We start from the raw sequence: 23,571 nt of genomic DNA, 5'->3' as shown, positions 1-23,571 counted from the left end.
ATTACAACTCGCAATAAACGACTGAAAATAAAACAACTATACTCAAGTTCTGCGCTTGAAATAAAAATGTCACATAAAAGGCATAATTTGCATGAACATCAATACCCGAATTGATTGCTGTGCAGGATCGCACATCAACATGCAGAGGGTGAATCATTTAAAACGTCAATGAGTAAAAAGGTAACATGAATGAGTACGGACAAGTTGTATGTCGACAAGGAATTGAGCTGGCTTTCATTTAATGAACGCGTATTGCAAGAAGCCGCAGATAAGACCGTGCCTTTAATCGAAAGAATACGATTTTTAGGTATTTTTTCTAACAATTTGGATGAGTTCTATAAAGTTCGCTTTTCTGATGTAAAACGGCAAATTTTGATCAACCGCGAACGTGGTGGTAACGATACTACCAAGCATTTGCTGACACGAATGCAAAGTAAGGCGTTCAAACTCAACCAAGATTTCGACAATCTCTATAATGAGCTGATTTTAGAAATGGCACGTCGCCGTATCTTCTTGGTTAATGAAACGCAGTTGGATGAGACTCAAAAAAAATGGATCACTAAGTATTTCCATAAAGAAGTGCGCCCGCATATTACACCGCTGCTCATGACTGACGACATTGATGTCATGCAATTTTTGAAAGATGAATACGCCTACATTGCCGTTGAGCTCAAACACAATGACCGCAGCCAATATGCGCTGATTGAAATCCCGACAGACCACCTACCGCGCTTTGTCATGGTGCCGGAGCAAAAGGGCAAACGCCGCAAAACCATCATCTTATTGGACAACATCATTCGCCACTGTCTCGATGAGATTTTCCGCGGATTTTTTGACTATGAAGAGCTCACGGGTTACGCGATGAAAATGACACGTGATGCGGAATATGACTTGCGACGGGAAGTCGAATACAGTTTGTTAGAACAGATGTCAGAAGGGTTGAATCAACGCTTAAGTGCTATGCCCGTACGCTTTGTTTATGAACGTGAAATGCCGACAAAAATGCTTAAATTCTTGTGCGAAAAACTCAAAATATCGCACTATGATAGCCTGCTTCCTGGTGGTCGTTACCATAACTTTAAAGATTTTATTGGGTTCCCAAACGTGGGGCGTGACTATTTAGAAAACAAGCCGCTACCACCCATGCAATGTGCTGACTTTGAAGGTTTTGCCAATGCATTTGATGCGATTCGCGCTCAGGATATTCTACTTCACTATCCTTACCACTCATTTGAACACATTACCGAGTTGGTAAGGCAAGCCTCGTTTGATCCCAAAGTGATCAGCATCAAAATCAATATTTATCGTGTTGCCAAAGATTCTCGCTTAATGAATTCGCTCGTCGATGCAGTACACAATGGCAAACGAGTGGTGGTAGTGGTTGAGTTACAAGCACGGTTTGATGAAGAAGCCAACATTGAATGGTCCCGTATTTTAACCGAAGCGGGGGTCCAAGTAATTTTTGGTGCCCCCGGACTAAAAATTCACTCTAAGTTACTGCTGATTAGCCGTAAAGAACAGGATAGCATCGTTCGCTACGCACACATCGGCACGGGCAACTTCCATGAAAAAACCGCCCGTATCTATACGGACTTTTCACTACTAACCGCCGACAATGAAATTGCTACCGAAGTACGAAACGTGTTTGGCTATATTGAAAACCCTTACCGCCCAGTTAAATTTAGCCATCTCATTGTGTCGCCAAGAAACTCTCGTATTCAGCTTTATCGATTAATCGACAGTGAAATCGCCAATGTGAAACTTGGTAAAAAAGCCGCAATCACTTTAAAGTTAAATAACTTAGTGGATAAAGGGTTGATCAATAAACTGTATGGTGCGAGTAGCGCGGGCGTACAAATTAAGATGATCGTCCGGGGCATGTGTTCACTGGTTCCGGGAATTGAGGGCGTGAGTGACAATATCAAAATCATCAGCATCGTTGATCGCTTTTTGGAGCACCCTCGTGTCATTATTACGCACAATGATGGCAACCCGCTGGTGTATATCTCCTCTGCCGATTGGATGACGCGCAATATCGATCATCGTATCGAAGTAACCACACCAATTCGTGACCCACGTTTGAAACAGCGTATGATTGACATAATGAATTTACAATTTACCGATACAGTGAAAGCGCGCTGGATAGACAAAGAGATGAGCAATAATTATGTAGAACGTGGTAACCGTAAAAAAGTGCGTTCGCAATTTGCCATCTACGACTATCTTAAGAATGTAGAAAGACAGACCAGAAAGAGCAAAGAACCCTTACATGACAATCAACCCAACTAATACTATTCGCGATATTGCGGCCATCGATTTAGGCTCTAACAGCTTTCATATGGTGGTGGCCAAAGTCGTCGATCAAAATCTGCAACTGGTGAGCCGTCATAAGCAACGTGTACGCTTGGCGGCTGGGTTAGATGAACAAAAAAATTTGGATGCCGATGCCATAGAGCGAGGACTTGAATGCTTAGCAATGTTTGCCGAGCGGCTACAAGGTTTTGAACCTGAAAACGTTCGCATCGCGGCCACGCATACGCTGCGTCAAGCCAATAATGCTCATACATTCTTGCAACTAGCCAAACAGGTACTGCCTTTCCCTATTGAAATCATTCCCGGAGTCGAAGAGGCACGCTTAATTTATTTAGGCGTGGCGCATACTCAACCTCAAGCAGCGTCTATGTTGGTGGTGGATATCGGTGGCGGCAGTACCGAAATGGTGATTGGTCAAGGGTTTGAACCAGATCTAATCAACAGTAAACAAATGGGATGTGTCAGCTATACCAACCGTTATTTCGCGGATGGTAGGCTTTCAAGCAGAAACTTCGCTCATGCGATATTAGCCGCCGAGCAAAAAATCGAATCTATTGCGGCGAAATATCGCAAAAAAGGGTGGGAAGTCGCCTTCGGCTCGTCAGGAACCATCAAAGCCATTCACGAAGTACTGATTGGTTTGGGCTTTGATGATGGCATCATCACGCTTGAGCGAGTCAATAAACTCATTGAAAAACTCTGTGAATGGCAAAGTATTGATGAGATCGAACTCAGCGCGTTGACTGACGATAGAAAACCCGTTTTTGCTGCGGGAGTTGCCATTTTAAGCGCGGTTTTAAAATCGCTGCGTGTGAAAGAGATGCATTTTTCTGATGGTGCATTACGAGAAGGCTTACTTTATGAGATGGAAGATCGGTTCAAATATTCCGATATCCGTTTACGCACTACTGAAAACCTCGCGATGAAGCATCTGGTAGACTTGGAGCATGCCGCTAAAGTAAAAGGTCACGCGAAAGAGTTCCTACAAAATGTAGCCTCAGAGCTGGGATTAAAAAAAGGCAGCGAACTGTTTGATCTTTTGGAATGGGGAGCGTTATTGCATGAAGTGGGTTTGAGCATCAGCTTACAAGGCTTTCATCGGCACTCTGCTTATATCTTGCGTCACACCAACATGCCCGGTTTTAACAGCGAACAGCAACAGGTACTGTCGACCTTAGCGCGCTTTCAACGCAAATCCCTCAAGCTGCAAGAAATGAATGATTTCACCTTGTTTAAGAAAAAGCACATTATTGGCCTCATTCGCGTGCTGCGTTTAGCGATTGTTGTCAATAGCCAGCGTAATGATGATCCTCTTCCTGAGCTAACACTTAGCGCAAAGGATGATGAATGGAAGCTGGAATGTGAAGATGCCCACTGGTTGGAAAACAACAAATTATTACATGCGGATCTTATTTGTGAACAACAGCATTGGCGAAGTGTCGGTTGGCAACTCAATTTTTGATTTGAGCAGTTGGATTTGATAAAAAAATAGCGAGCGTTCAGCTCGCTATTTTATGCCCACTTTAGCGAGTTCTTGCAGAGCAAACTCGGCACTGACAGGCACATAACCATCTTTCCCAACAATCGCTTGTCCTTGCTTAGAAAAAATGAAACGGATAAATTCTCGCTGCATGGGTGGCAGATCCTGATTAGGGTGTTTATTCACATACACATACAAATAGCGAGATAACGGATAAGCACCTGATAGAATATTTTCATAACTTGCGGCAATAAACTGATCGCCTTGTTTGGCTATCGGAATCAATTTCACACCAGAAACCTGATAACCAACACCAGAATAACCGATAGTATTGATCGATGAAGCAACCGATTGTACAACCGATGCCGATCCCGGCTGCTCGTTTACTCCCTTTTTGAAATCGCCACCACACAGTGCGTTTTGTTTGAAATAGCCATAAGTTCCCGACACCGAATTTCGGCCAAACAGTTGAATTCCCCGCTTGGCCCAATCCTCATCAATGCCCAATTGCGCCCAAGTATTAGTCGGTTGTGTTGCACCGCAGCGTAACGTGGATGAGAAAATACTGTCTAATTGAGTAAAATTAAGCCCTTTGATTGAATTATCTCGATGTACAAAAATACCAATGGCATCTATCGCAACCCGCAATGCCGTCGGCTTATAACCGTGAGCGCGTTCAAATGCTTCAATCTCACGACCACGCATCGGGCGACTCATTGGGCCAAATTGCGCCGTTCCTTCAGTTAAAGCAGGAGGCGCAGTGGAAGAACCTGAGGCTTGTACTTGAGCATTGATATTTGGGTAAATCGTCTTAAACTCTTCAACCCACAGCGTCGTCATTCCTGCCAGTGTGTCTGACCCCACCGATAGCAGGCTACCTACAACACCGTTAGTTTTTGAGTAATCCACGAGTGGCTGAGCGCTCACGGCGTTCGTGGTAACCAGCAAATAAAAACAGAGAAAGGCTGTAAATATGCGATGTCTCATGACGGCACAACCAAACGTTTAGGCAAAATAAAAGAGAATTTGCTGCCAACGCCCACTTCACTGTGAATCTGCAAATGCGTGTCATGATGTGACAATGCATGCTTAACAATCGCGAGCCCAAGCCCACTTCCTCCGGTATCTCGCGAACGAGCTTTATCGACACGATAAAAACGTTCCGTTAAACGATGTAAATGCTGTGGCTCGATCCCTTCCCCTTTATCCACCACGTCTAAACAAGCACCTTGCGCGTTTTGATACCAACGCACATTAATTTCCGCTCCTGGAGGCGTATATTTGACAGCGTTATAAACAAGGTTTGATATAGCACTGCGTAGTTGATCTTCATCGGCTAATACTTTAAGTCGCTTATCGACATCAAAATGCAGTCGGTGATGATGATCACCACTTAAACTGATCGCTTCTTTTTCAAGTACTTCCAACATAGCCGGAACATCAACCACTTCATCCAGCTCATGCATCGGCGCCGCTTCAATTTTTGACAACGTCAGCAGTTGATTGACTAAACTGTTCATGCGGTTTAACTGTTCAGTCATCACTCCATGTGCCTTGGGCCACATCGGCCCTACCAGCATGTCAGGGTCTTCTGTCATCTCAAGATACCCTTGCAGCACCGTCATTGGGGTTCTCAGTTCATGAGAAACGTTAGCAAAGAAATTTCGGCGCATGCCTTCTAACTGTTTCAACTGAGTGACATCACGCACAACCATCAAATGCTCACCTTCTGTGTAAGGCACAATACGCAGCTCTAACATACGCTCAACATTAAGTGGAGAGCGCATTTCAAGTGGTTCTGTGAAATCATCTTTTTGCAGATATTTGATAAAATCAGGGGTGCGCAATAAATTTGAGATAGGTTGACCTGCATCGTCTGGCCAGCGAAAACCGAGTAGGTGCTGTGCAAGTCGGTTACACCAAACAATGTTCCCTTCATCACGAAACACCACCACCGCATCGGGTAGCGACTCAGCCCCGTTACGAAAGCGGCGGATCAAATTGGTCAGTTCTTTGCGTTTTTTACGTTGGCGTTGCTGTAAACGATAAATCCCATTAAACAGGTATTCCCAATTTCCAGTCCCAGAAGGCGGCGTTAAACGTTTTTCATCCCACAACCAAGCCGACAAGCGCATTTGGTTATGCAAATGCCAAATTAATTGCAACGCCGTAGCCGCTAGCAGCAGCCAAGCCATATGGCCAAAGATCCAGCCAACGACAATCCAAGGAGAGTAAAAAAAAGCCAGCTCCCAAGCCAGCCTTTTCCACGTTAAACGTTCAACCATTTCGTACCTTAATTAATCCTTTATGTTCTGGATGAAAAGCGATAGCCGGCACCACGCACTGTTTGAATTAATTTATCATGGCCAGCCTCTTCTAACGCTTTTCTCAGACGGCGTATATGAACATCGACAGTGCGGTCTTCAACATAAACGTTGGTACCCCACACATTGTTCAATAACTGTTCACGGCTATAGACGCGTTCTTGATGCGTCATAAAGAAGTGTAGCATTTTGAATTCCGTCGGCCCCATCTCTAAGGCATTATCATTAGCCGTTACTCGATGAGAGACAGGATCTAACTTCAATCCTTGCACGTCGATCGCATCTTCCAGTGCTGTCGGTGTGACGCGCCGGATAACTGCTTTCAAACGAGCGACCAACTCTTTAGGCGAAAAAGGTTTGGTTATGTAATCATCCGCACCCACTTCAAGGCCGCGAACTTTATCTTCTTCTTCACCACGGGCGGTTAACATCACAACCGGAATGTTGCGTGTTAATTCTTCACGCTTCATATGCTTAATAAAGTTGATACCACTCCCGCCGGGCAACATCCAATCTAATAACACAAGATCGGGAAAGGGTTCAGCCAGTTTACTCACCGCCGTGTCGTAATCTTCCGCTTCAACAGCTTGATAACCTTTTTGCTCAAGCACGAAACACAACATTTCGCGAATGGGTGCTTCGTCTTCAACAACCAGAATCCTTCTAGACATTTGAATAACCTTTCTATGTAATCAACGCTATGCATTATGGGAAACAATTATGACACTTTTGTGACCTTTGCAAACAATTTTTCATATAAGTTTCTTATCAAGTTCATGATTATATTTTGAAATTGATTTAAGACTTTAGCTTTCAAATCCCCTATCATGTTGCGTCTTCTAATTAAGTAAGAGAAAGAATATGTGGTTTAAAAACTGTATGGTTTATCGTGTTAATCGCGATGTAGAATTCAACGCCGATCAGCTCGAAAAACAACTGGCCGAATTTCGTTTTACGCCATGCGGCAGCCAAGATAAGCAAAAATTTGGTTGGGTTAACGCAATGGGTAAACACGGCGACATGATGACCCACGTTTCTGAAGACCGTATTCTGATCTGCGCGAAAAAAGAAGAAAAGATGTTACCTGCTTCGGTCATTAAAGATTCTTTGAATGCCAAAGTTGAAGCGATGGAAGTGGAAGAAGGGCGACCTCTCAAGAAAAAGGAGAAGGAAAGCCTCAAGGAAGATATTGTCATCGATCTCCTACCTAGAGCATTTAGCCGCAGCAATCTCACCTTTGTGCTTATCCTACCCAAGCAAGGCTTCATTTTAGTCGATGCCGCAAGCTACAAAAAAGCTGAAGACGTTTTGGCGCTGCTACGCAAAACCATGGGTAGCCTACCCGTAGTACCTGCGATCCCAGAACAAGCGGTAGAAACAACACTTACTCAGTGGGTTAAAAGTGGCGAACTACCACCAGGGTTTAGCTTGTTGGATGAAGCTGAATTAAAGTCGTTATTAGAAGATGGCGCAGTGATCCGTTGTAAGAAACAAGAACTAACAAGCGATGAGATCTTAAGCCATATTGAAGCCAATAAAGTTGTCACTAAACTGGCATTGAACTGGCAAGATCGCCTGAGCTTTATTCTGGCTGAAGATTGTAGCATTAAGCGTTTGGCATTTAGCGATGAGCTCAAAGAACAAAATGAAGATATTCCACGAGAAGAGCAAGCGGCTCGCTTTGATGCCGATTTCTCATTAATGTGTGGTGAAATGTCGGCATTTTTGCCTAACTTATTTGACGTTCTCGGCGGCCTTCCTCACCCGAACGCTTAACAAAAGCATCATGCAAAAGCCCAATACCCTTAAAAGTATTGGGCTTTTTTGTATCGCTTACGATCCCTACTAGGCATAAGGTTATTTTTAACGTAAAATTTGCGCCCCTCCAATACCATCAGGTGGTATTGGCCTGACTTGAGATCAGATTAGAGAAAAACAATGAGCACACATACCCCTTTTATCCCCGAGTTACTATCACCGGCAGGCAGCCTAAAAAACATGCGTTATGCGTTTGCCTATGGCGCAGATGCCGTTTATGCCGGCCAACCTCGTTATAGCCTTCGTGTACGCAACAACGAATTTAACCATGAAAACCTACAAATCGGCATCGATGAAGCACATGCTTTGGGTAAAAAATTGTACGTGGTTTGTAATATTCAACCCCACAACTCAAAACTTAAGACATTCATCCGAGATCTAAAGCCTGTGGTTGAAATGGGACCTGATGCGCTCATTATGTCTGACCCAGGGCTTATCATGATGGTTCGTGAAGCATTTCCTGAAATGCCTATTCACCTTTCAGTTCAAGCCAATGCTGTTAACTGGGCAACGGTTAAGTTCTGGGCATCCCAAGGCGTTGAACGAGTGATCCTATCACGCGAACTTTCGTTGGAAGAAATTGAAGAAATCCGTGAGCAATGTCCAACGACCGAACTCGAAATTTTTGTTCATGGCGCATTATGCATGGCTTATTCAGGTCGCTGTCTATTGTCTGGCTACATTAATAAACGTGATCCAAACCAAGGAACATGCACTAATGCATGTCGTTGGGAATACAAAGTTGAATCAGCCAAAGAAGACGAAACCGGTCAAATTGTCGAGAAATTTGATCCAGCATCAGTTCAAACTATCGAGATACAAGAAGAGCGCCCTGATAATACACTTGGTTTAGGCAAACCAATTGATGATGTGGTTTTGCTTTCAGAAAGCCATCGCCCAGAAGAGAAGATGGCCGCTTTTGAAGACGAACATGGCACCTACATTATGAACTCAAAAGATCTACGAGCCGTACAGCATGTAGAACGATTGACTAAAATGGGCGTGCATTCATTGAAAATAGAAGGTCGTACTAAATCTTTCTATTATTGCGCTCGCACAGCTCAAGTATACCGCAAAGCAATTGATGACGCAGTTTCAGGTAAACCATTTGATGAAAGCCTGATGGGCACTTTAGAAAGCCTTGCACACCGTGGCTATACCGAAGGTTTCTTGCGACGCCATACACACGATACTTATCAAAACTACGACTATGGCTATTCAGTCTCAGATTCACAGCAATTTGTTGGCGAATTTACGGGCAAACGTCGTGGTGCAATGGCTGAAGTTGAAGTTAAAAACAAATTTATCTTAGGTGATAGTTTAGAGCTGATGACCCCAAAAGGGAATGTTGTCTTCAGACTTGAGGCAATGGAAAACCGCAAAGGTGAAACTGTTGATGACGCAAAAGGAAACGGTCACTTTGTTTATATCCCGGTTCCTGAAGAGTTGGATTTAAACTTTGCTCTGCTAATGCGTAACTTGAATGCTGGACAAGATACTCGTAACCCCGTAGGTAAATAGTCATGGCATTATTGATCACCAGTAAATGCATTAACTGTGACATGTGTGATCCGGAATGCCCAAATGGCGCAATCTCTATGGGTAACCGGATCTATGAAATTGATCCTAATCTATGTACTGAATGCAAAGGACATTACGACAAGCCCACCTGTCAATCCGTATGCCCGATAACTAACTGCATCATTACCGATCCTGAACACATAGAAACTGAACATCAACTTCTTGAAAAATTCGTCGTTATTCAAGGTTTAACCTAATCATTGTAAAAGAGCCCAATCTTAACGATTGGGCTCTTTTTTTGACCATGGACAGCTTACACAATATCGACTTCAAAAAACTGGCGAACCAACAAAAATTTATCAAATGAAAACGAGATTACTCGCTCTCGCTCACTTTAAAGACGCCCACTCTCGCACCCAAATTGCCCACTTTCTTAAAGTGAGTCGTACCAGTTCAATAAGTGGGTGCAAACCTTCCTTGAAGAAGGCCTAGAGGAACTTAAGGAAATACTGTTTTACTCAAGCGGAAAAAGCCCTGCTATTACTAGCAGGGCTTCTTAATAAGTGGCGGAGCGGACGGGACTCGAACCCGCGACCCCCGGCGTGACAGGCCGGTATTCTAACCAACTGAACTACCGCTCCGCAGCGTGTCTGGTTAGACTTTTCGTCTACTTTTTTTGCCTTTAGATTTTTAAAAAAAATCTAAAAACAACAAGTCAAAGCCTGGCGATGTCCTACTCTCACATGGGGAGACCCCACACTACCATCGGCGCTGTTGTGTTTCACTTCTGAGTTCGGCATGGAGTCAGGTGGGTCCACAACGCTATGGTCGCCAAGCAAATTTCTTAATTCGGAAAGCTGTTTCATTCTCATTCACACATTCAATGTTCTTAAATTGAGCCCACAAAACCCCTTCGGTGTTGTATGGTTAAGCCTCACGGGCAATTAGTATTGGTTAGCTCAACGCCTCGCAGCGCTTACACACCCAACCTATCAACGTTCTAGTCTCGAACAACCCTTTAGGACACTTAAAGTGCCAGGGAAGACTCATCTCAGGGCTCGCTTCGCGCTTAGATGCTTTCAGCGCTTATCAATTCCGAACTTAGCTACCGGGCAATGCCATTGGCATGACAACCCGAACACCAGCGGTTCGTCCACTCCGGTCCTCTCGTACTAGGAGCAGCCCCCTTCAATCTTCCAACGCCCACGGCAGATAGGGACCGAACTGTCTCACGACGTTCTAAACCCAGCTCGCGTACCACTTTAAATGGCGAACAGCCATACCCTTGGGACCGACTTCAGCCCCAGGATGTGATGAGCCGACATCGAGGTGCCAAACACCGCCGTCGATATGAACTCTTGGGCGGTATCAGCCTGTTATCCCCGGAGTACCTTTTATCCGTTGAGCGATGGCCCTTCCATTCAGAACCACCGGATCACTATGACCTACTTTCGTACCTGCTCGAACCGTCATTCTCGCAGTTAAGCGGGCTTATGCCATTGCACTAACCTCACGATGTCCAACCGTGATTAGCCCACCTTCGTGCTCCTCCGTTACTCTTTGGGAGGAGACCGCCCCAGTCAAACTACCCACCAGGCACTGTCCGCAACCCCGATGAGGGGCCTACGTTAGAACATCAAAACGACAAGGGTGGTATTTCAAGGTCGACTCCACGCAATCTAGCGACTGCGCTTCTAAGTCTCCCACCTATCCTACACATGTAGGTTCAATGTTCAGTGCCAAGCTGTAGTAAAGGTTCACGGGGTCTTTCCGTCTAGCCGCGGGTACACTGCATCTTCACAGCGATTTCAATTTCACTGAGTCTCGGGTGGAGACAGCGTGGCCATCATTACGCCATTCGTGCAGGTCGGAACTTACCCGACAAGGAATTTCGCTACCTTAGGACCGTTATAGTTACGGCCGCCGTTTACCGGGGCTTCGATCAAGAGCTTCGACCTAAGTCTAACCCCATCAATTAACCTTCCGGCACCGGGCAGGCGTCACACCGTATACGTCATCTTGCGATTTTGCACAGTGCTGTGTTTTTAATAAACAGTTGCAGCCACCTGGTATCTGCGACTCTCGTCAGCTCCATCCGCAAGGGACTTCACCAATAAGAGCGTACCTTCTCCCGAAGTTACGGTACCATTTTGCCTAGTTCCTTCACCCGAGTTCTCTCAAGCGCCTTGGTATTCTCTACCCGACCACCTGTGTCGGTTTGGGGTACGATTGCTTATAATCTGAAGCTTAGAGGCTTTTCCTGGAAGCAGGGCATCAATGACTTCACTGCCGTAGCAGCTCGACGTCGTGTCTCAGCCTAACAAGAAACCGGATTTACCTAGTCTCTTAGCCTACGCACTTGAACCAGGACAACCGTCGCCTGGCCCACCTAGCCTTCTCCGTCCCCCCATCGCAATTATAAGCAGTACGGGAATATTAACCCGTTTCCCATCGACTACGCTTTTCAGCCTCGCCTTAGGGGTCGACTTACCCTGCCCCGATTAACGTTGGACAGGAACCCTTGGTCTTCCGGCGGGGAGGTTTTTCACCCCCCTTATCGTTACTCATGTCAGCATTCGCACTTCTGATACCTCCAGCATGCTTTACAACACACCTTCAACGGCTTACAGAACGCTCCCCTACCCAATACAGTAAACTGTATTGCCGCAGCTTCGGTTTACTACTTAGCCCCGTTACATCTTCCGCGCAGGCCGACTCGACCAGTGAGCTATTACGCTTTCTTTAAATGATGGCTGCTTCTAAGCCAACATCCTGGCTGTCTGAGCCTTCCCACATCGTTTCCCACTTAGTAGTAATTTGGGACCTTAGCTGGCGGTCTGGGTTGTTTCCCTCTCCACGACGGACGTTAGCACCCGCCGTGTGTCTCCCGGATAGTACTTACTGGTATTCGGAGTTTGCAAAGGGTTGGTAAGTCGGGATGACCCCCTAGCCTTAACAGTGCTCTACCCCCAGTAGTATTCGTCCGAGGCGCTACCTAAATAGCTTTCGGGGAGAACCAGCTATCTCCGAGTTTGATTGGCCTTTCACCCCTAGCCACAAGTCATCCGCTAATTTTTCAACATTAGTCGGTTCGGTCCTCCAGTTGATGTTACTCAACCTTCAACCTGCCCATGGCTAGATCACCCGGTTTCGGGTCTATATCCAGAGACTGAAGCGCCCAGTTAAGACTCGGTTTCCCTACGGCTCCCCTATTCGGTTAACCTTGCCACTGAATATAAGTCGCTGACCCATTATACAAAAGGTACGCAGTCACAGGACAATGCCTGCTCCTACTGCTTGTACGTACACGGTTTCAGGTTCTATTTCACTCCCCTCACAGGGGTTCTTTTCGCCTTTCCCTCACGGTACTGGTTCACTATCGGTCAGTCAGTAGTATTTAGCCTTGGAGGATGGTCCCCCCATGTTCAGACAGGATAACACGTGTCCCGCCTTACTCGATTTCACTTATAATGATGGAACAGTTACGGGGCTATCACCCTTTATTGCGCCACTTTCCAGAGGCTTCACCTGCATCATTAAAAGCTTAAGGGCTAGTCCAATTTCGCTCGCCGCTACTTTCGGAATCTCTGTTGATTTCTTCTCCTCGGGGTACTTAGATGTTTCAGTTCCCCCGGTTTGCCTCCTTACCCTATGTATTCAGGTAAGGATACGTGCTTATGCACGTGGGTTTCCCCATTCGGAAATCGTAGACTCAAGTGGCTGTTACTGCCTAATCTACGCTTATCGCAAGTTACTACGTCCTTCATCGCCTCTGACTGCCAAGGCATCCACCGTGTACGCTTAGTCACTTAACCATACAACCCGAAGAAGTTTCGTGTTGCAGACAAGTCACCAAGGTTGTCTCTCATTATTTGAATGAGCGAGAGACGTTTGATTTTGCCGGACTCAATTTTGAAAACTTACCGAAGTAAGCTTTCCCAAGAACACTTGAATGTGTTTGGTATCAATACGTTAAACGCATTGATGTTGAGAACTTTTATTTGATAACAACAAACACGTTCGTTGTTATCAGTCAGCTTTCCAAATTGTTAAAGAGCACGATTTTCTAATGAAAACCATTTTTAAAAACACTATTGCTAGTGCGCTTAAAGATGGTGGAGCTATGCGGGATCGAACCGCAGACCTCCTGCGTGCAAGGCAGGCGCTCTCCCAGCTGAGCTATAACCCCATCAGGTGCGTGATACTGTGTGCCAATCTTCTGGGAGGAAGAATTGGTGGGTCTGAGTGGACTTGAACCACCGACCTCTCGCTTATCAGGCGAACGCTCTAACCACCTGAGCTACAGACCCAGCATCGTCTCTTAAACTGTATAAACCATCAATCTGTGTGGACACTCATCAGTGTAATCTTCGTATAAGGAGGTGATCCAGCGCCAGGTTCCCCTAGCGCTACCTTGTTACGACTTCACCCCAGTCATGAACCACACCGTGGTGATCGTCCTCCACTCTCTCCGAAGAAAGTGCGGTTAAACTAACCACTTCTGGTGCAGCCCACTCCCATGGTGTGACGGGCGGTGTGTACAAGGCCCGGGAACGTATTCACCGTAGCATTCTGATCTACGATTACTAGCGATTCCGACTTCATGGAGTCGAGTTGCAGACTCCAATCCGGACTACGACGCACTTTTTGGGATTCGCTCACTATCGCTAGCTTGCTGCCCTCTGTATGCGCCATTGTAGCACGTGTGTAGCCCTACTCGTAAGGGCCATGATGACTTGACGTCGTCCCCACCTTCCTCCGGTTTATCACCGGCAGTCTCCCTGGAGTTCCCACCATTACGTGCTGGCAAACAAGGATAAGGGTTGCGCTCGTTGCGGGACTTAACCCAACATTTCACAACACGAGCTGACGACAGCCATGCAGCACCTGTCTCAGAGCTCCCGAAGGCACTCCAGCGTCTCCGCCAGATTCTCTGGATGTCAAGAGTAGGTAAGGTTCTTCGCGTTGCATCGAATTAAACCACATGCTCCACCGCTTGTGCGGGCCCCCGTCAATTCATTTGAGTTTTAATCTTGCGACCGTACTCCCCAGGCGGTCTACTTAACGCGTTAGCTCCGAAAGCCACGGCTCAAGGCCACAACCTCCAAGTAGACATCGTTTACGGCGTGGACTACCAGGGTATCTAATCCTGTTTGCTCCCCACGCTTTCGCATCTGAGTGTCAGTATCTGTCCAGGGGGCCGCCTTCGCCACCGGTATTCCTTCAGATCTCTACGCATTTCACCGCTACACCTGAAATTCTACCCCCCTCTACAGTACTCTAGTGAACCAGTTTCAAATGCGGTTCCGAGGTTGAGCCCCGGGCTTTCACATCTGACTTAATCCACCACCTGCATGCGCTTTACGCCCAGTAATTCCGATTAACGCTCGCACCCTCCGTATTACCGCGGCTGCTGGCACGGAGTTAGCCGGTGCTTCTTCTGTCGCTAACGTCAAATGATGCTGCTATTAACAACACCACCTTCCTCACGACTGAAAGTACTTTACAACCCGAAGGCCTTCTTCATACACGCGGCATGGCTGCATCAGGCTTGCGCCCATTGTGCAATATTCCCCACTGCTGCCTCCCGTAGGAGTCTGGACCGTGTCTCAGTTCCAGTGTGGCTGATCATCCTCTCAGACCAGCTAGGGATCGTCGCCTTGGTGAGCCATTACCTCACCAACTAGCTAATCCCACCTAGGCATATCCTGACGCGAGAGGCCCGAAGGTCCCCCTCTTTGGCCCGTAGGCATTATGCGGTATTAGCCATCGTTTCCAATGGTTATCCCCCACATCAGGGCAATTTCCTAGGCATTACTCACCCGTCCGCCGCTCGCCACCCAAGGAACAAGTTCCTCTGTGCTGCCGCTCGACTTGCATGTGTTAGGCCTGCCGCCAGCGTTCAATCTGAGCCATGATCAAACTCTTCAATTAAAGTTTTGTTGGTCCTAAGACCGGCTCAATGAATACTGACTTCAAAACTGCTCTTACTCGAAAGTAAGACGTAATTTTAAAGCTATTGTTGTTCCAACAGAACAACAATGAATTGACTGTGCCGCTTCTTGGTCTTCACTTTTTAAGAAAAAGTGAAATCAAAAAGCATTCGAACTATTGCTAGTTCAGGTCACTCAGTTCATTGATAAATCTTTTTTGATTATCATCAACGAGTGCCCACACAGATTGATAGGTTTATATTGTTAAAGAGCGTTCTTCGTTGGGTTGCCGAGGCTTCCTTTGAAGAGGCGGCCATTCTAGCGAGATAACGTTAAGTGTCAAACACTTTATCAATTATTTCTTTTAAAGAAATGCCCATCCATTACCAGCGCACTGCCCTGACAACGAGGCGAATTATAGGTAGTTTAGAGAAGGACACAAGTCTTAAAATGAAACTTTCTCATAAAAACGAACTGACAGCTCACAAAAGAACCAATGAGAGTAATCTTCAAGCAAAAAGGGCCATTTCTGGCCCTTTTGAATGTAGATGTTTAGTCTTGATGAGCAATAATTTGGTCATTGTTAACAACTAGCTTAACTTTTTTATCCGGTAGGATTCTTCCTGCCAATATTTCTTTCGCTAATGGATTTTCAACGCTTTGTTGAATAGCGCGTTTCAATGGTCTTGCTCCGTAAACAGGATCAAACCCAACTTGAGAAATCAGCTCTAACGCTTTTTCAGACACCTCAAGCAGATAACCTTTCTCTTCCATTCGTTTACCAAGACGGGCTAATTGAATAGAAGCGATCGATTTAATTTGTTCTTGCGCCAATGGATGGAATACGACACTTTCATCCACTCGGTTTAAGAACTCCGGTCTAAAATGTTTACCTACAATCTCCATTACCTCTTTTTTAATGCCTTCATAATCCAAGCTTGCGAATTTTTCTTGAATTTGCGAAGACCCTAAGTTTGAGGTCATGATTACCACTGTATTACGAAAATCAACTGTGCGTCCTTGCCCATCCGTTAAGCGCCCATCATCTAATACCTGTAGCAGAATATTAAAGACATCAGGGTGTGCTTTCTCAACTTCATCCAACAAGATAACCGAGTACGGTTTACGGCGAATAGCCTCGGTCAAGTAGCCACCCTCTTCGTAGCCCACATAACCTGGAGGCGCGCCGACTAATCGCGCTACTGAGTGTTTTTCCATAAACTCAGACATGTCGATTCGCACCATGGCATCTTCACTATCAAACATAAAGTTTGCGAGTGTTTTGCACAATTCAGTTTTACCCACACCAGTTGGCCCTAAGAATAAGAAAGAGCCAATCGGTCTATTTGGATCAGATAACCCAGCCCGGCTACGGCGAATCGCATTTGATACCACTTCGACGGCTTCAACTTGTCCGATAACTCGTTGATGCAGCGCATCCTCCATTTGCAACAGTTTTTCTTTCTCCGCTTCCAGCATTTTAGAAACTGGAATGCCAGTTTGCTTTGAAAGCACTTCCGCAATTTCTACATCAGTTACTTTGTTGCGCAGCAAAGTCATCTCTTGCATTTCAGCTTGAGTTGCAAGGTCGAGCTGCTTTTCAAGCTCAGGAATTCGACCGTATTGAAGTTCTGACATACGGTTCAAGTCACCCGCTCTACGTGCGAAATCCATATCCATACGCGCTTGCTCTAATTCGGACTTAATATGCTGAGTACCCGAAAGAGCTGCTTTTTCCGCATTCCAAACTTCTTCCAGCTCGGCAAACTCACGCTCTTTCACTTTTAACTCTTCGTTTAGCACCTGTAAGCGTTTTTCACTCGCCTCATCGTGTTCATTCGTTAGCGCTTGTTGCTCAATTTTCAGCTGAATAATTTTGCGCTCAAGCTTATCTAAAGATTCTGGCTTTGAATCTATTTGCATTCGAATACTTGAAGCGGCTTCATCGATCAAGTCAATCGCTTTATCGGGCAACTGGCGATCAGAAATATAACGGTGCGATAAGCTCGCAGCAGCAACAATAGCCGGATCAGTGATCTCCACATGGTGATGGAGCTCATAACGCTCTTTCAAACCACGCAAAATAGCTACTGTGTCTTCTACGCTAGGTTCATCAACCAGTACCTTTTGGAAACGTCGCTCAAGTGCCGGATCTTTCTCTATATATTGACGATATTCGTCCAAAGTCGTCGCACCGACGCAGTGTAGATCTCCTCGAGCCAGAGCAGGCTTAAGCATATTCCCCGCATCCATTGCGCCTTCGCCTCGACCTGCACCGACCATAGTGTGCAACTCATCAATAAAGAGGATGACATTACCCTCTTCTTTCGCTAGCTCGTTAAGCACCGATTTTAAGCGTTCTTCAAATTCACCACGATACTTAGCCCCTGCGACCAAAGACCCCATGTCTAATGACAATACTCGACGACCACGTAGACCTTCTGGCACTTCATTATTAATAATGCGCTGCGCTAACCCTTCCACAATCGCTGTTTTACCAACACCGGGCTCACCAATGATCACTGGGTTGTTTTTGGTCCGGCGTTGCAATACTTGGATGGTGCGACGAATTTCATCATCACGCCCGATGACAGGATCAAGTTTTCCCTGCTCAGCTCGCTCAGTCAGATCGATTGTGAATTTCTCAAGCGCTTGTCTTAGCTCTTCTGCATTTGGATCATTCACTTTCTGACCTCCACGCACTTTTTCTATTGCTGCAGAAACTTTGGGCTCGGTAAGTCCTATTTCTTTGAGTAATTGACCAAGCGCATCCTTATCTTCTAGTGCGGCTAGTAAAAATACTTCCGAAGAAATGTAGGAATCTTGCCGTTTTTGCGCAAGTTTATCGCACAAATTGAACATAGTACCCATTGCGCTAGAAAGCTGAACATCACCACCGATACCGCTAACTTTTGGCAAACGGTCTAATATCTCACTGAGCTTCGATCTCAATTGCATAACGTCCACACTTAACATAGTAAGAAGTGGACGAATTGGACTGCCATTTTGATCGAGCAATGCCACCATCAAATGAACAGGCTCGATATATTGATGATCACGGCCTAATGCCAATGATTGAGCATCAGAAATGGCAATTTGAAATTTGCTTGTAAATCGATCAAGACGCATACCAACTTTCCTCACCTTAATTGAGAAACTAATCTTATGTAGCTAAAGATGGCTACGCACTAGTGCTTTTTCAAGGAGCAAGTTAAGGAAGATTGATCTTGCGTAAGTTACTCTTCGATCCAAATAAATGAAGCTTGGCGACCTGTGATTCCGTCGCGTCGATAGGAATAAAACTGGTGAGGATTATGGAAGGTACAAAGACCGCTAGTTGATATTTCTGAAACACCGCATTGATGCAACCTTAACGTGGCTAACTGTGCAATATTTGCTAGCCATTTTCCATTCTTTTGAAGACAAAATGCGGCCTTCGCTTTGGTATTTTGATCAACAAAGGCGTAGTATACATCATCACCGACTTCAAATGCCGTAGGACCGATAGCAGGACCGAGCCAAGCTAAGATATCACTAGAAAATTTGGCGAGCGCATTTTCGAGTATCCCATTAGCTAACCCGCGCCAACCAGCATGAACTGCAGCCACTTCGCTGCCTTTATGGTTGGTGAGTAGAACAGGTAAGCAATCAGCGGTCATTACAGAACAAACCACATTATGCTGATGGGTAAAAACGCCATCGGCACTCAGAATCTGCTGAGTAGGTTGAGTAACCCCTAGCACTTGTGTTGAATGCGTTTGTTCAAGCCAAATAGGTTCAGAGGGCATCGCCGCTTGCTGCGTTAGCCATTGGCGATTTTGTTCAACGAATAAAGGATCATCCCCAACATGCATGCCTAAATTCAGCCCCTGATAAGGAGCTAACGAAAAGCCACCGACTCTAGTCGAGGAGAAAGCTTTTACATGTTTAGGTGCATTCCAGTTAGGGATGATCTTCTGCATTAGAACTCGTCTTTTTTATTCAACTTAGTATCCACACGTAAAGCTTCCGCCATAATGATCATATCGTCAGGTACTGGCGCATGAAATTCTAGCATTTCACCAGTGACAGGATGCTCAAGTCGAAGCATAACGGCATGCAAAGCCTGACGATCAAAACCACGGATCATATCGGTCAGCTCTTGCGTCGCCCCTTTCGGAATGCGAGCGCGGCCGCCATAAGCGGTATCCCCAAGCAAAGGATGCTGTAAATATGACATATGCACACGGATTTGGTGAGTACGACCCGTTTCTAAACGCAAACGAAGTCGCGTATGTTCACGAAAATGCTCGGCCACACGATAGTGAGTTACCGCTGGTTTACCCATCGGGCTTACCGCCATCAATGTACGTTTTGTTGAGTGGCGGCCAATCGGCTTATCGATCATCCCACCAGCCGTCATGGTACCGATCACAATCGCTTCATATTCACGCGTAATCTTACGCTTTTGCAACGCTCGAACTAAGTGAGTTTGTGCTGGGACTGTTTTAGCGACCACCATTAAACCAGTCGTATCTTTATCCAAACGATGCACAATACCTGCACGTGGTACTTCAGCGATAGCTGGGTAATGGAACAAGAGTGCATTTAACACTGTGCCATCTGGAGTACCTGCCCCCGGATGCACGACAAAATCTCGTGGTTTATTGATGACCATAATATCGTCATCTTCATACACAATATTTAAAGGTATATCTTGCGCTTCCCAACGCTCTTCATCTTCAAGCTCGGCTTGGACTGTAATGATTTCTCCTCCCATGACTTTCATTCTTGGCTTAGTGATCACATCACCATTGACCTGAACTTTGCCTTCTAAAAGCCACTCTTTTAGGCGTGAACGAGAGAAATCTGCGAATAATTCAGCGACAGCTTGGTCTAAACGTTGACCTAACTGGCTATCTTTTACTGTATTTGTTAATTCAATCTGCTGAGCCATATCGAACTTTTTTAAAAACCGTGAGACTAATAGCGTCTAGTATGGATAAAATATGGCGTCATTGTATCTGTTACTGCTAAGAAAGTAACGAAACGATTTGTAAAGCGATTACGCACTCAATTAAGAAGCATTAATTCAAGGAAACGACTCCTGTCATGAAACACCACACTTTATCAGGCTTACTCGCATTATCACTGTTATTTGGCTGTTCAAGCAGCGAAGAGATTGTCCCTGATGTGCCGCCTTCTGAATTATACTCAGAAGCACAAACCTCACTGCAAAATGGTAACTGGTTAACGGCCATTCAAAAACTTGAGGCGTTAGATTCACGTTATCCCTTCGGTGCATATTCAGAACAAGTTCAACTTGATCTTATTTACGCTTACTACAAAAACGATGATCTTGCGTTAGGTTTAGCGACCATTGAGCGCTTTAGTCGTTTGAACCCAACCCATGAAAAAATGGATTGGGTACTCTACATGCGTGGTTTGACGCATATGGCGCAAGATCGCAACTTCATGCATGACCTATTTAATGTCGATCGCGCTGATCGTGACCCTGAACCGGTAAAAGCTGCGTTTGCTGATTTTAAGAAACTGCTGCAACGCTACCCAACAAGCCCTTATGCAGAAGATGCTCATAAACGTTTATTTGCGTTAAAAAATAGACTGGCTGAATACGACCTCGCCACCGCTGATTTTTACTTACGTCGTGAAGCTTGGATTGCAGCCATCAACCGTGCTCAGGAGCTACAAAAAACGTATCCAGACACAGAAGCTGCTCGCAAATCATTACACATTCAGTTGGAAGCATATAAACAGCTCAAACTGGACGATGCCATTGCCCGAACTCAAAAGTTAATTGCACTCAATCCACAATAGTTTGCAAATAAGCTTAGGTACACCATGAAAACCACTCGCTCTTTGAGTGGTTTTTTTATTTGGGGTCGTTCGGAATAATAACACGCAAGCAAAATACGATTGGAAAATGAGCCGTGCAGGTAAGTCAACCTACAACAAAGGGCTTCAAAGCATCATGAGAATAAAGATCACAAAAAGCACTTGAATAAGAAATGAGCAGTGCTCTTTTTAGGCCGTAAAGAGACCCTAAAAATGGAAAATTCTTAGCTTGACCTCTCAACTAATCTATCCAGATTGATAGGAATCACAAGCTTTTTCTTTACTCTTTGTCAGCACTTTTTGCGTAAGATCACGTTTAAACTCACCCTTTAAAATCACATCCAATAAAGTGATCTGAATCACATTACTTTGGTGTTAAATCAGTAATCTGAAGTTAACCCATGAGGGATGCAACAGAGGAAAACATCTATGAAAGTAACGATCACTGGTAAAAATATCGACATTACCTCTGCAATCCGCACTCACATTGAGAGCAAATTTAAAAAACTAGAGAAGTGGCAAGTGGATATCATAGGATGCCAAGCTAGCTTTAGTGAAGAGCCCAATAAACAGAAAAAATTTGAAGCGATTATCACGGTACCCAAAGGACAGCTAGTCGCTTCTGCAACCCATGAAGATCTTTACGCAGCTATTAATGAGGTAGAACAAAAATTAGAACGCCAACTCAACAAACTGCGCCATAAACCGGAAGCTCGTCGTACCGACAAACCGGAAGTAGAAGAAGAAATTGAATAAAGTTTTATATGATAAAAAATAGCGCTTTCAAGCGCTATTTTTTTGCTTGACGCTCTACGGTTGCTTGCTTATTGTGTCTTTACATTCAAAGAGAAATCACCTTCTTATGCACTTAACCTCACTGTTCTTTTTTGACTTCTTTTTTCTCCCATAGCGTTGGAGGCATGGTCGTTGGCAGAAGAGAAGATAAGTCAAAGACGAACAGAAAGCCTCCCACTGGGAGGCTTTTTTACAAGGACATTTTTATGACTGAAAAGCACTATTCACTTGAAGAGATCCGCTTGCGACTGAACGAGCTCGATGATCAACTGCTAAACCTACTGGCGGAGCGTAGAAAATTCAGCATTGAAGTCGCTAAAAGCAAAGTGGAAACCGCAAAGCCTGTGAGAGATGCCGTCCGAGAACAACAACTTTTGGTCAAATTGATTAATAATGGTAAAGAAAAATACAGTTTAGATGCTCAATACATTACCAGGCTGTTTCACACCATCATTGAAGACTCCGTCTTGCTACAACAAGCATACTTACAGAACCTAGCCAATCCGCAACTGAGCCGTAAACCACTAGCAAGAGTGGCTTTTTTAGGAGCCAAAGGATCTTACTCCCATCTCGCAACACGTGAGTACTTCAGTCGTAAAAATACAGAACTGATCGAACTTAATTGCGATCAGTTTAAAGAGGTCACCAAAACGGTTGAATCGGGTCATGCCGACTATGGGGTCTTGCCGATTGAAAATACCAGCTCAGGTTCAATTAATGAAGTGTATGATTTGCTGCAACATACTACTTTGTACATTGTCGGTGAGCTCACTTTACCAATTGAGCACTGTTTAGTTGCAACCTCAGAATTACGTTTAGAAGAGCTCAAAATCCTTTATTCACACCCACAACCCCACCAACAGTGCAGCGAATTTTTAAGCCGTCTAAAAGGTGTTTCGCTTGAAACCTGCGCAAGCACAGCAGATGCGATGCTAAAAGTACAGCAGCTTAATCGCAACGATGTTGCCGCGATTGGCAATGCTTCTAGCGGTAAACTGTACGGCCTACAATCAATCAAGTCTAATATCGCCAATCAAACAGAAAACCAGACTCGCTTTATTGTTGTTGCGAGAAAGCCAGTGGAAGTCTCTACTCAAATCCCAGCGAAGACAACATTAATTATGTCAACATCACAGCAAGCAGGCTCACTTGTTGAAACCTTATTAGTATTGCAACGCTATGGCATTAACATGACCAAATTAGAATCAAGGCCCATTATGGGAAATCCTTGGGAAGAGATGTTTTATGTTGATCTTGAATCACATCTTGATTCCATTGAAATGCAGCAAGCATTGAATGAGCTAACAAAAATCACGAAGCATTTAAAAGTATTAGGTTGCTACCCAAGTGAAAATGTTAAACCGACCCAAGTAAAACTTCAATAATCACATTTAAGTCAAATATTTGACAGAAGTCAGCTGACAGCCATCAACATAGTTCATATAATGCCCAATCATTTCACACATAATTAATCACTATGTTTTGGGCTGTCAGCCTACTTTGAATCCACGGAATATATTCCGCACGTCATAAGATATCTGTGACACTTTCA

Annotated in this window: 14 protein-coding genes, 3 tRNA genes, 3 rRNA genes and 1 other annotated feature; of the genes, 8 read left to right on the top strand and 12 right to left on the bottom strand. The window is 45.0% G+C overall.

From position 1 onward, the window contains the following. Nucleotides 1-189 precede the first annotated feature (189 nt). Both ppk1 and ppx read left to right on the top strand, forming a co-directional pair. On the top strand, nt 190-2,289 hold the full coding sequence (gene ppk1 / locus CCZ37_RS03210; protein WP_094499732.1) for a polyphosphate kinase 1: 2,100 nt from the start codon (nt 190-192) through the stop codon (nt 2,287-2,289). Further along, a complete protein-coding gene (gene ppx / locus CCZ37_RS03205; RefSeq protein ID WP_010320432.1) occupies nt 2,270-3,775 on the top strand; it encodes an exopolyphosphatase in 1,506 nt (501 codons plus the stop codon). The genes ppk1 and ppx overlap by 20 nt, the downstream gene beginning before the upstream one ends. Nucleotides 3,776-3,820: 45 nt before the next feature. Here the strand turns inward: ppx and CCZ37_RS03200 are convergent, their stop codons facing one another. The 3 genes from CCZ37_RS03200 to phoB are packed head-to-tail and all read right to left on the bottom strand — an operon-like array spanning nt 3,821 to nt 6,788. Continuing rightward, entirely contained in the window at nt 3,821-4,780 is a 960-nt protein-coding gene (locus CCZ37_RS03200; protein ID WP_010320433.1) for a PstS family phosphate ABC transporter substrate-binding protein, read from the bottom strand. Next, nucleotides 4,777-6,078: a phosphate regulon sensor histidine kinase PhoR gene (phoR, locus tag CCZ37_RS03195; RefSeq protein WP_094499731.1), complete on the bottom strand. Its 1,302-nt coding sequence runs from the start codon at nt 6,076-6,078 to the stop codon at nt 4,777-4,779. The genes CCZ37_RS03200 and phoR overlap by 4 nt, the downstream gene beginning before the upstream one ends. Nucleotides 6,079-6,098: 20 nt before the next feature. Next, entirely contained in the window at nt 6,099-6,788 is a 690-nt protein-coding gene (gene phoB / locus CCZ37_RS03190) for a phosphate regulon transcriptional regulator PhoB (RefSeq protein WP_010320435.1), read from the bottom strand. A gap of 190 nt (nt 6,789-6,978) precedes the next feature. On the opposite strand from phoB, the gene rdgC reads away from it, so the two are divergent. The 3 genes from rdgC (at nt 6,979) to CCZ37_RS03175 (ending at nt 9,713) form a co-directional block, all read left to right on the top strand. Then, nucleotides 6,979-7,893: a recombination-associated protein RdgC gene (gene rdgC, locus CCZ37_RS03185; protein ID WP_010320437.1), complete on the top strand. Its 915-nt coding sequence runs from the start codon at nt 6,979-6,981 to the stop codon at nt 7,891-7,893. A 162-nt stretch (nt 7,894-8,055) separates the two neighbouring features. Next, the gene (gene trhP, locus CCZ37_RS03180) at nt 8,056-9,456 is read left to right on the top strand and encodes a prephenate-dependent tRNA uridine(34) hydroxylase TrhP (RefSeq protein ID WP_010320438.1); all 1,401 of its coding nucleotides are present in this window, start codon (nt 8,056-8,058) and stop codon (nt 9,454-9,456) included. A 2-nt stretch (nt 9,457-9,458) separates the two neighbouring features. Continuing rightward, nucleotides 9,459-9,713: a YfhL family 4Fe-4S dicluster ferredoxin gene (locus tag CCZ37_RS03175; protein WP_010320439.1), complete on the top strand. Its 255-nt coding sequence runs from the start codon at nt 9,459-9,461 to the stop codon at nt 9,711-9,713. Between the two features lie 307 nt (nt 9,714-10,020). Here the strand turns inward: CCZ37_RS03175 and CCZ37_RS03170 are convergent. The 9 genes from CCZ37_RS03170 to rluD all read right to left on the bottom strand — a co-directional run bounded on the left by CCZ37_RS03170 (nt 10,021) and on the right by rluD (nt 20,325). Then, nucleotides 10,021-10,097 (bottom strand) — tRNA-Asp (locus tag CCZ37_RS03170). Nucleotides 10,098-10,176: 79 nt separating this feature from the next. After that, nucleotides 10,177-10,292, bottom strand: a 5S ribosomal RNA gene (gene rrf, locus CCZ37_RS03165). Nucleotides 10,293-10,379: 87 nt separating this feature from the next. Beyond that, a 23S ribosomal RNA gene (locus tag CCZ37_RS03160) occupies nt 10,380-13,271 on the bottom strand. A gap of 298 nt (nt 13,272-13,569) precedes the next feature. Continuing rightward, a tRNA-Ala gene (locus CCZ37_RS03155) sits at nt 13,570-13,645 on the bottom strand. A gap of 44 nt (nt 13,646-13,689) precedes the next feature. After that, a tRNA-Ile gene (locus CCZ37_RS03150) sits at nt 13,690-13,766 on the bottom strand. A gap of 65 nt (nt 13,767-13,831) precedes the next feature. Beyond that, nucleotides 13,832-15,390, bottom strand: a 16S ribosomal RNA gene (locus tag CCZ37_RS03145). Together the 16S, 23S and 5S rRNA genes with 3 tRNA genes alongside form the textbook arrangement of a ribosomal RNA operon. A 551-nt stretch (nt 15,391-15,941) precedes the next feature. After that, nucleotides 15,942-18,518 (bottom strand): ATP-dependent chaperone ClpB, encoded by a 2,577-nt coding sequence (gene clpB, locus CCZ37_RS03135; protein WP_094499730.1) that lies wholly within the window; start codon nt 18,516-18,518, stop codon nt 15,942-15,944. 107 nt (nt 18,519-18,625) lie between these two features. Next, nucleotides 18,626-19,351, bottom strand: a complete 726-nt coding sequence (pgeF, locus tag CCZ37_RS03130; protein WP_094499729.1) for a peptidoglycan editing factor PgeF — start codon at nt 19,349-19,351, stop codon at nt 18,626-18,628. After that, complete coding sequence (gene rluD / locus CCZ37_RS03125) at nt 19,351-20,325, bottom strand: 23S rRNA pseudouridine(1911/1915/1917) synthase RluD (protein ID WP_010319328.1); 975 nt, start codon at nt 20,323-20,325, stop codon at nt 19,351-19,353. The genes pgeF and rluD overlap by 1 nt, the downstream gene beginning before the upstream one ends. Before the next feature lie 155 nt (nt 20,326-20,480). Between rluD and bamD the strand changes: the two genes are divergently transcribed. The 3 genes from bamD (at nt 20,481) to pheA (ending at nt 23,404) form a co-directional block, all read left to right on the top strand. Then, nucleotides 20,481-21,206: an outer membrane protein assembly factor BamD gene (gene bamD, locus CCZ37_RS03120; protein WP_010319329.1), complete on the top strand. Its 726-nt coding sequence runs from the start codon at nt 20,481-20,483 to the stop codon at nt 21,204-21,206. 447 nt (nt 21,207-21,653) lie between these two features. After that, entirely contained in the window at nt 21,654-21,980 is a 327-nt protein-coding gene (gene hpf / locus CCZ37_RS03115) for a ribosome hibernation-promoting factor, HPF/YfiA family (RefSeq protein ID WP_010319330.1), read from the top strand. Nucleotides 21,981-22,089: 109 nt separating this feature from the next. Continuing rightward, nucleotides 22,090-22,214, top strand: a sequence feature (Phe leader region). Nucleotides 22,215-22,225: 11 nt separating this feature from the next. Then, nucleotides 22,226-23,404, top strand: a complete 1,179-nt coding sequence (pheA, locus tag CCZ37_RS03110; RefSeq protein WP_010319331.1) for a prephenate dehydratase — start codon at nt 22,226-22,228, stop codon at nt 23,402-23,404. The last annotated feature ends 167 nt before the right edge of the window (nt 23,405-23,571 follow it).

The sequence above is a fragment of the Vibrio qinghaiensis genome (assembly GCF_002257545.1).
In the GTDB taxonomy this organism is placed as follows: domain Bacteria; phylum Pseudomonadota; class Gammaproteobacteria; order Enterobacterales; family Vibrionaceae; genus Vibrio; species Vibrio ordalii.
The sequence above is the reverse complement of the archived record's forward strand: the minus strand, read 5'-3'. Positions and strand labels throughout refer to the sequence as shown.

Coding starts and splice junctions, on each gene's coding strand:
- CCZ37_RS03200 (WP_010320433.1), bottom strand. CDS start 4,780: ATGAGACATCGCATATTTACAGCCTTTCTCTGTTTTTATTTGCTGGTT.
- hpf (WP_010319330.1), top strand. CDS start 21,654: ATGAAAGTAACGATCACTGGTAAAAATATCGACATTACCTCTGCAATC.
- pheA (WP_010319331.1), top strand. CDS start 22,226: ATGACTGAAAAGCACTATTCACTTGAAGAGATCCGCTTGCGACTGAAC.
- bamD (WP_010319329.1), top strand. CDS start 20,481: ATGAAACACCACACTTTATCAGGCTTACTCGCATTATCACTGTTATTT.
- CCZ37_RS03175 (WP_010320439.1), top strand. CDS start 9,459: ATGGCATTATTGATCACCAGTAAATGCATTAACTGTGACATGTGTGAT.
- pgeF (WP_094499729.1), bottom strand. CDS start 19,351: ATGCAGAAGATCATCCCTAACTGGAATGCACCTAAACATGTAAAAGCT.
- rluD (WP_010319328.1), bottom strand. CDS start 20,325: ATGGCTCAGCAGATTGAATTAACAAATACAGTAAAAGATAGCCAGTTA.
- phoR (WP_094499731.1), bottom strand. CDS start 6,078: ATGGTTGAACGTTTAACGTGGAAAAGGCTGGCTTGGGAGCTGGCTTTT.
- phoB (WP_010320435.1), bottom strand. CDS start 6,788: ATGTCTAGAAGGATTCTGGTTGTTGAAGACGAAGCACCCATTCGCGAA.
- ppk1 (WP_094499732.1), top strand. CDS start 190: ATGAGTACGGACAAGTTGTATGTCGACAAGGAATTGAGCTGGCTTTCA.
- rdgC (WP_010320437.1), top strand. CDS start 6,979: ATGTGGTTTAAAAACTGTATGGTTTATCGTGTTAATCGCGATGTAGAA.
- clpB (WP_094499730.1), bottom strand. CDS start 18,518: ATGCGTCTTGATCGATTTACAAGCAAATTTCAAATTGCCATTTCTGAT.
- trhP (WP_010320438.1), top strand. CDS start 8,056: ATGAGCACACATACCCCTTTTATCCCCGAGTTACTATCACCGGCAGGC.
- ppx (WP_010320432.1), top strand. CDS start 2,270: ATGACAATCAACCCAACTAATACTATTCGCGATATTGCGGCCATCGAT.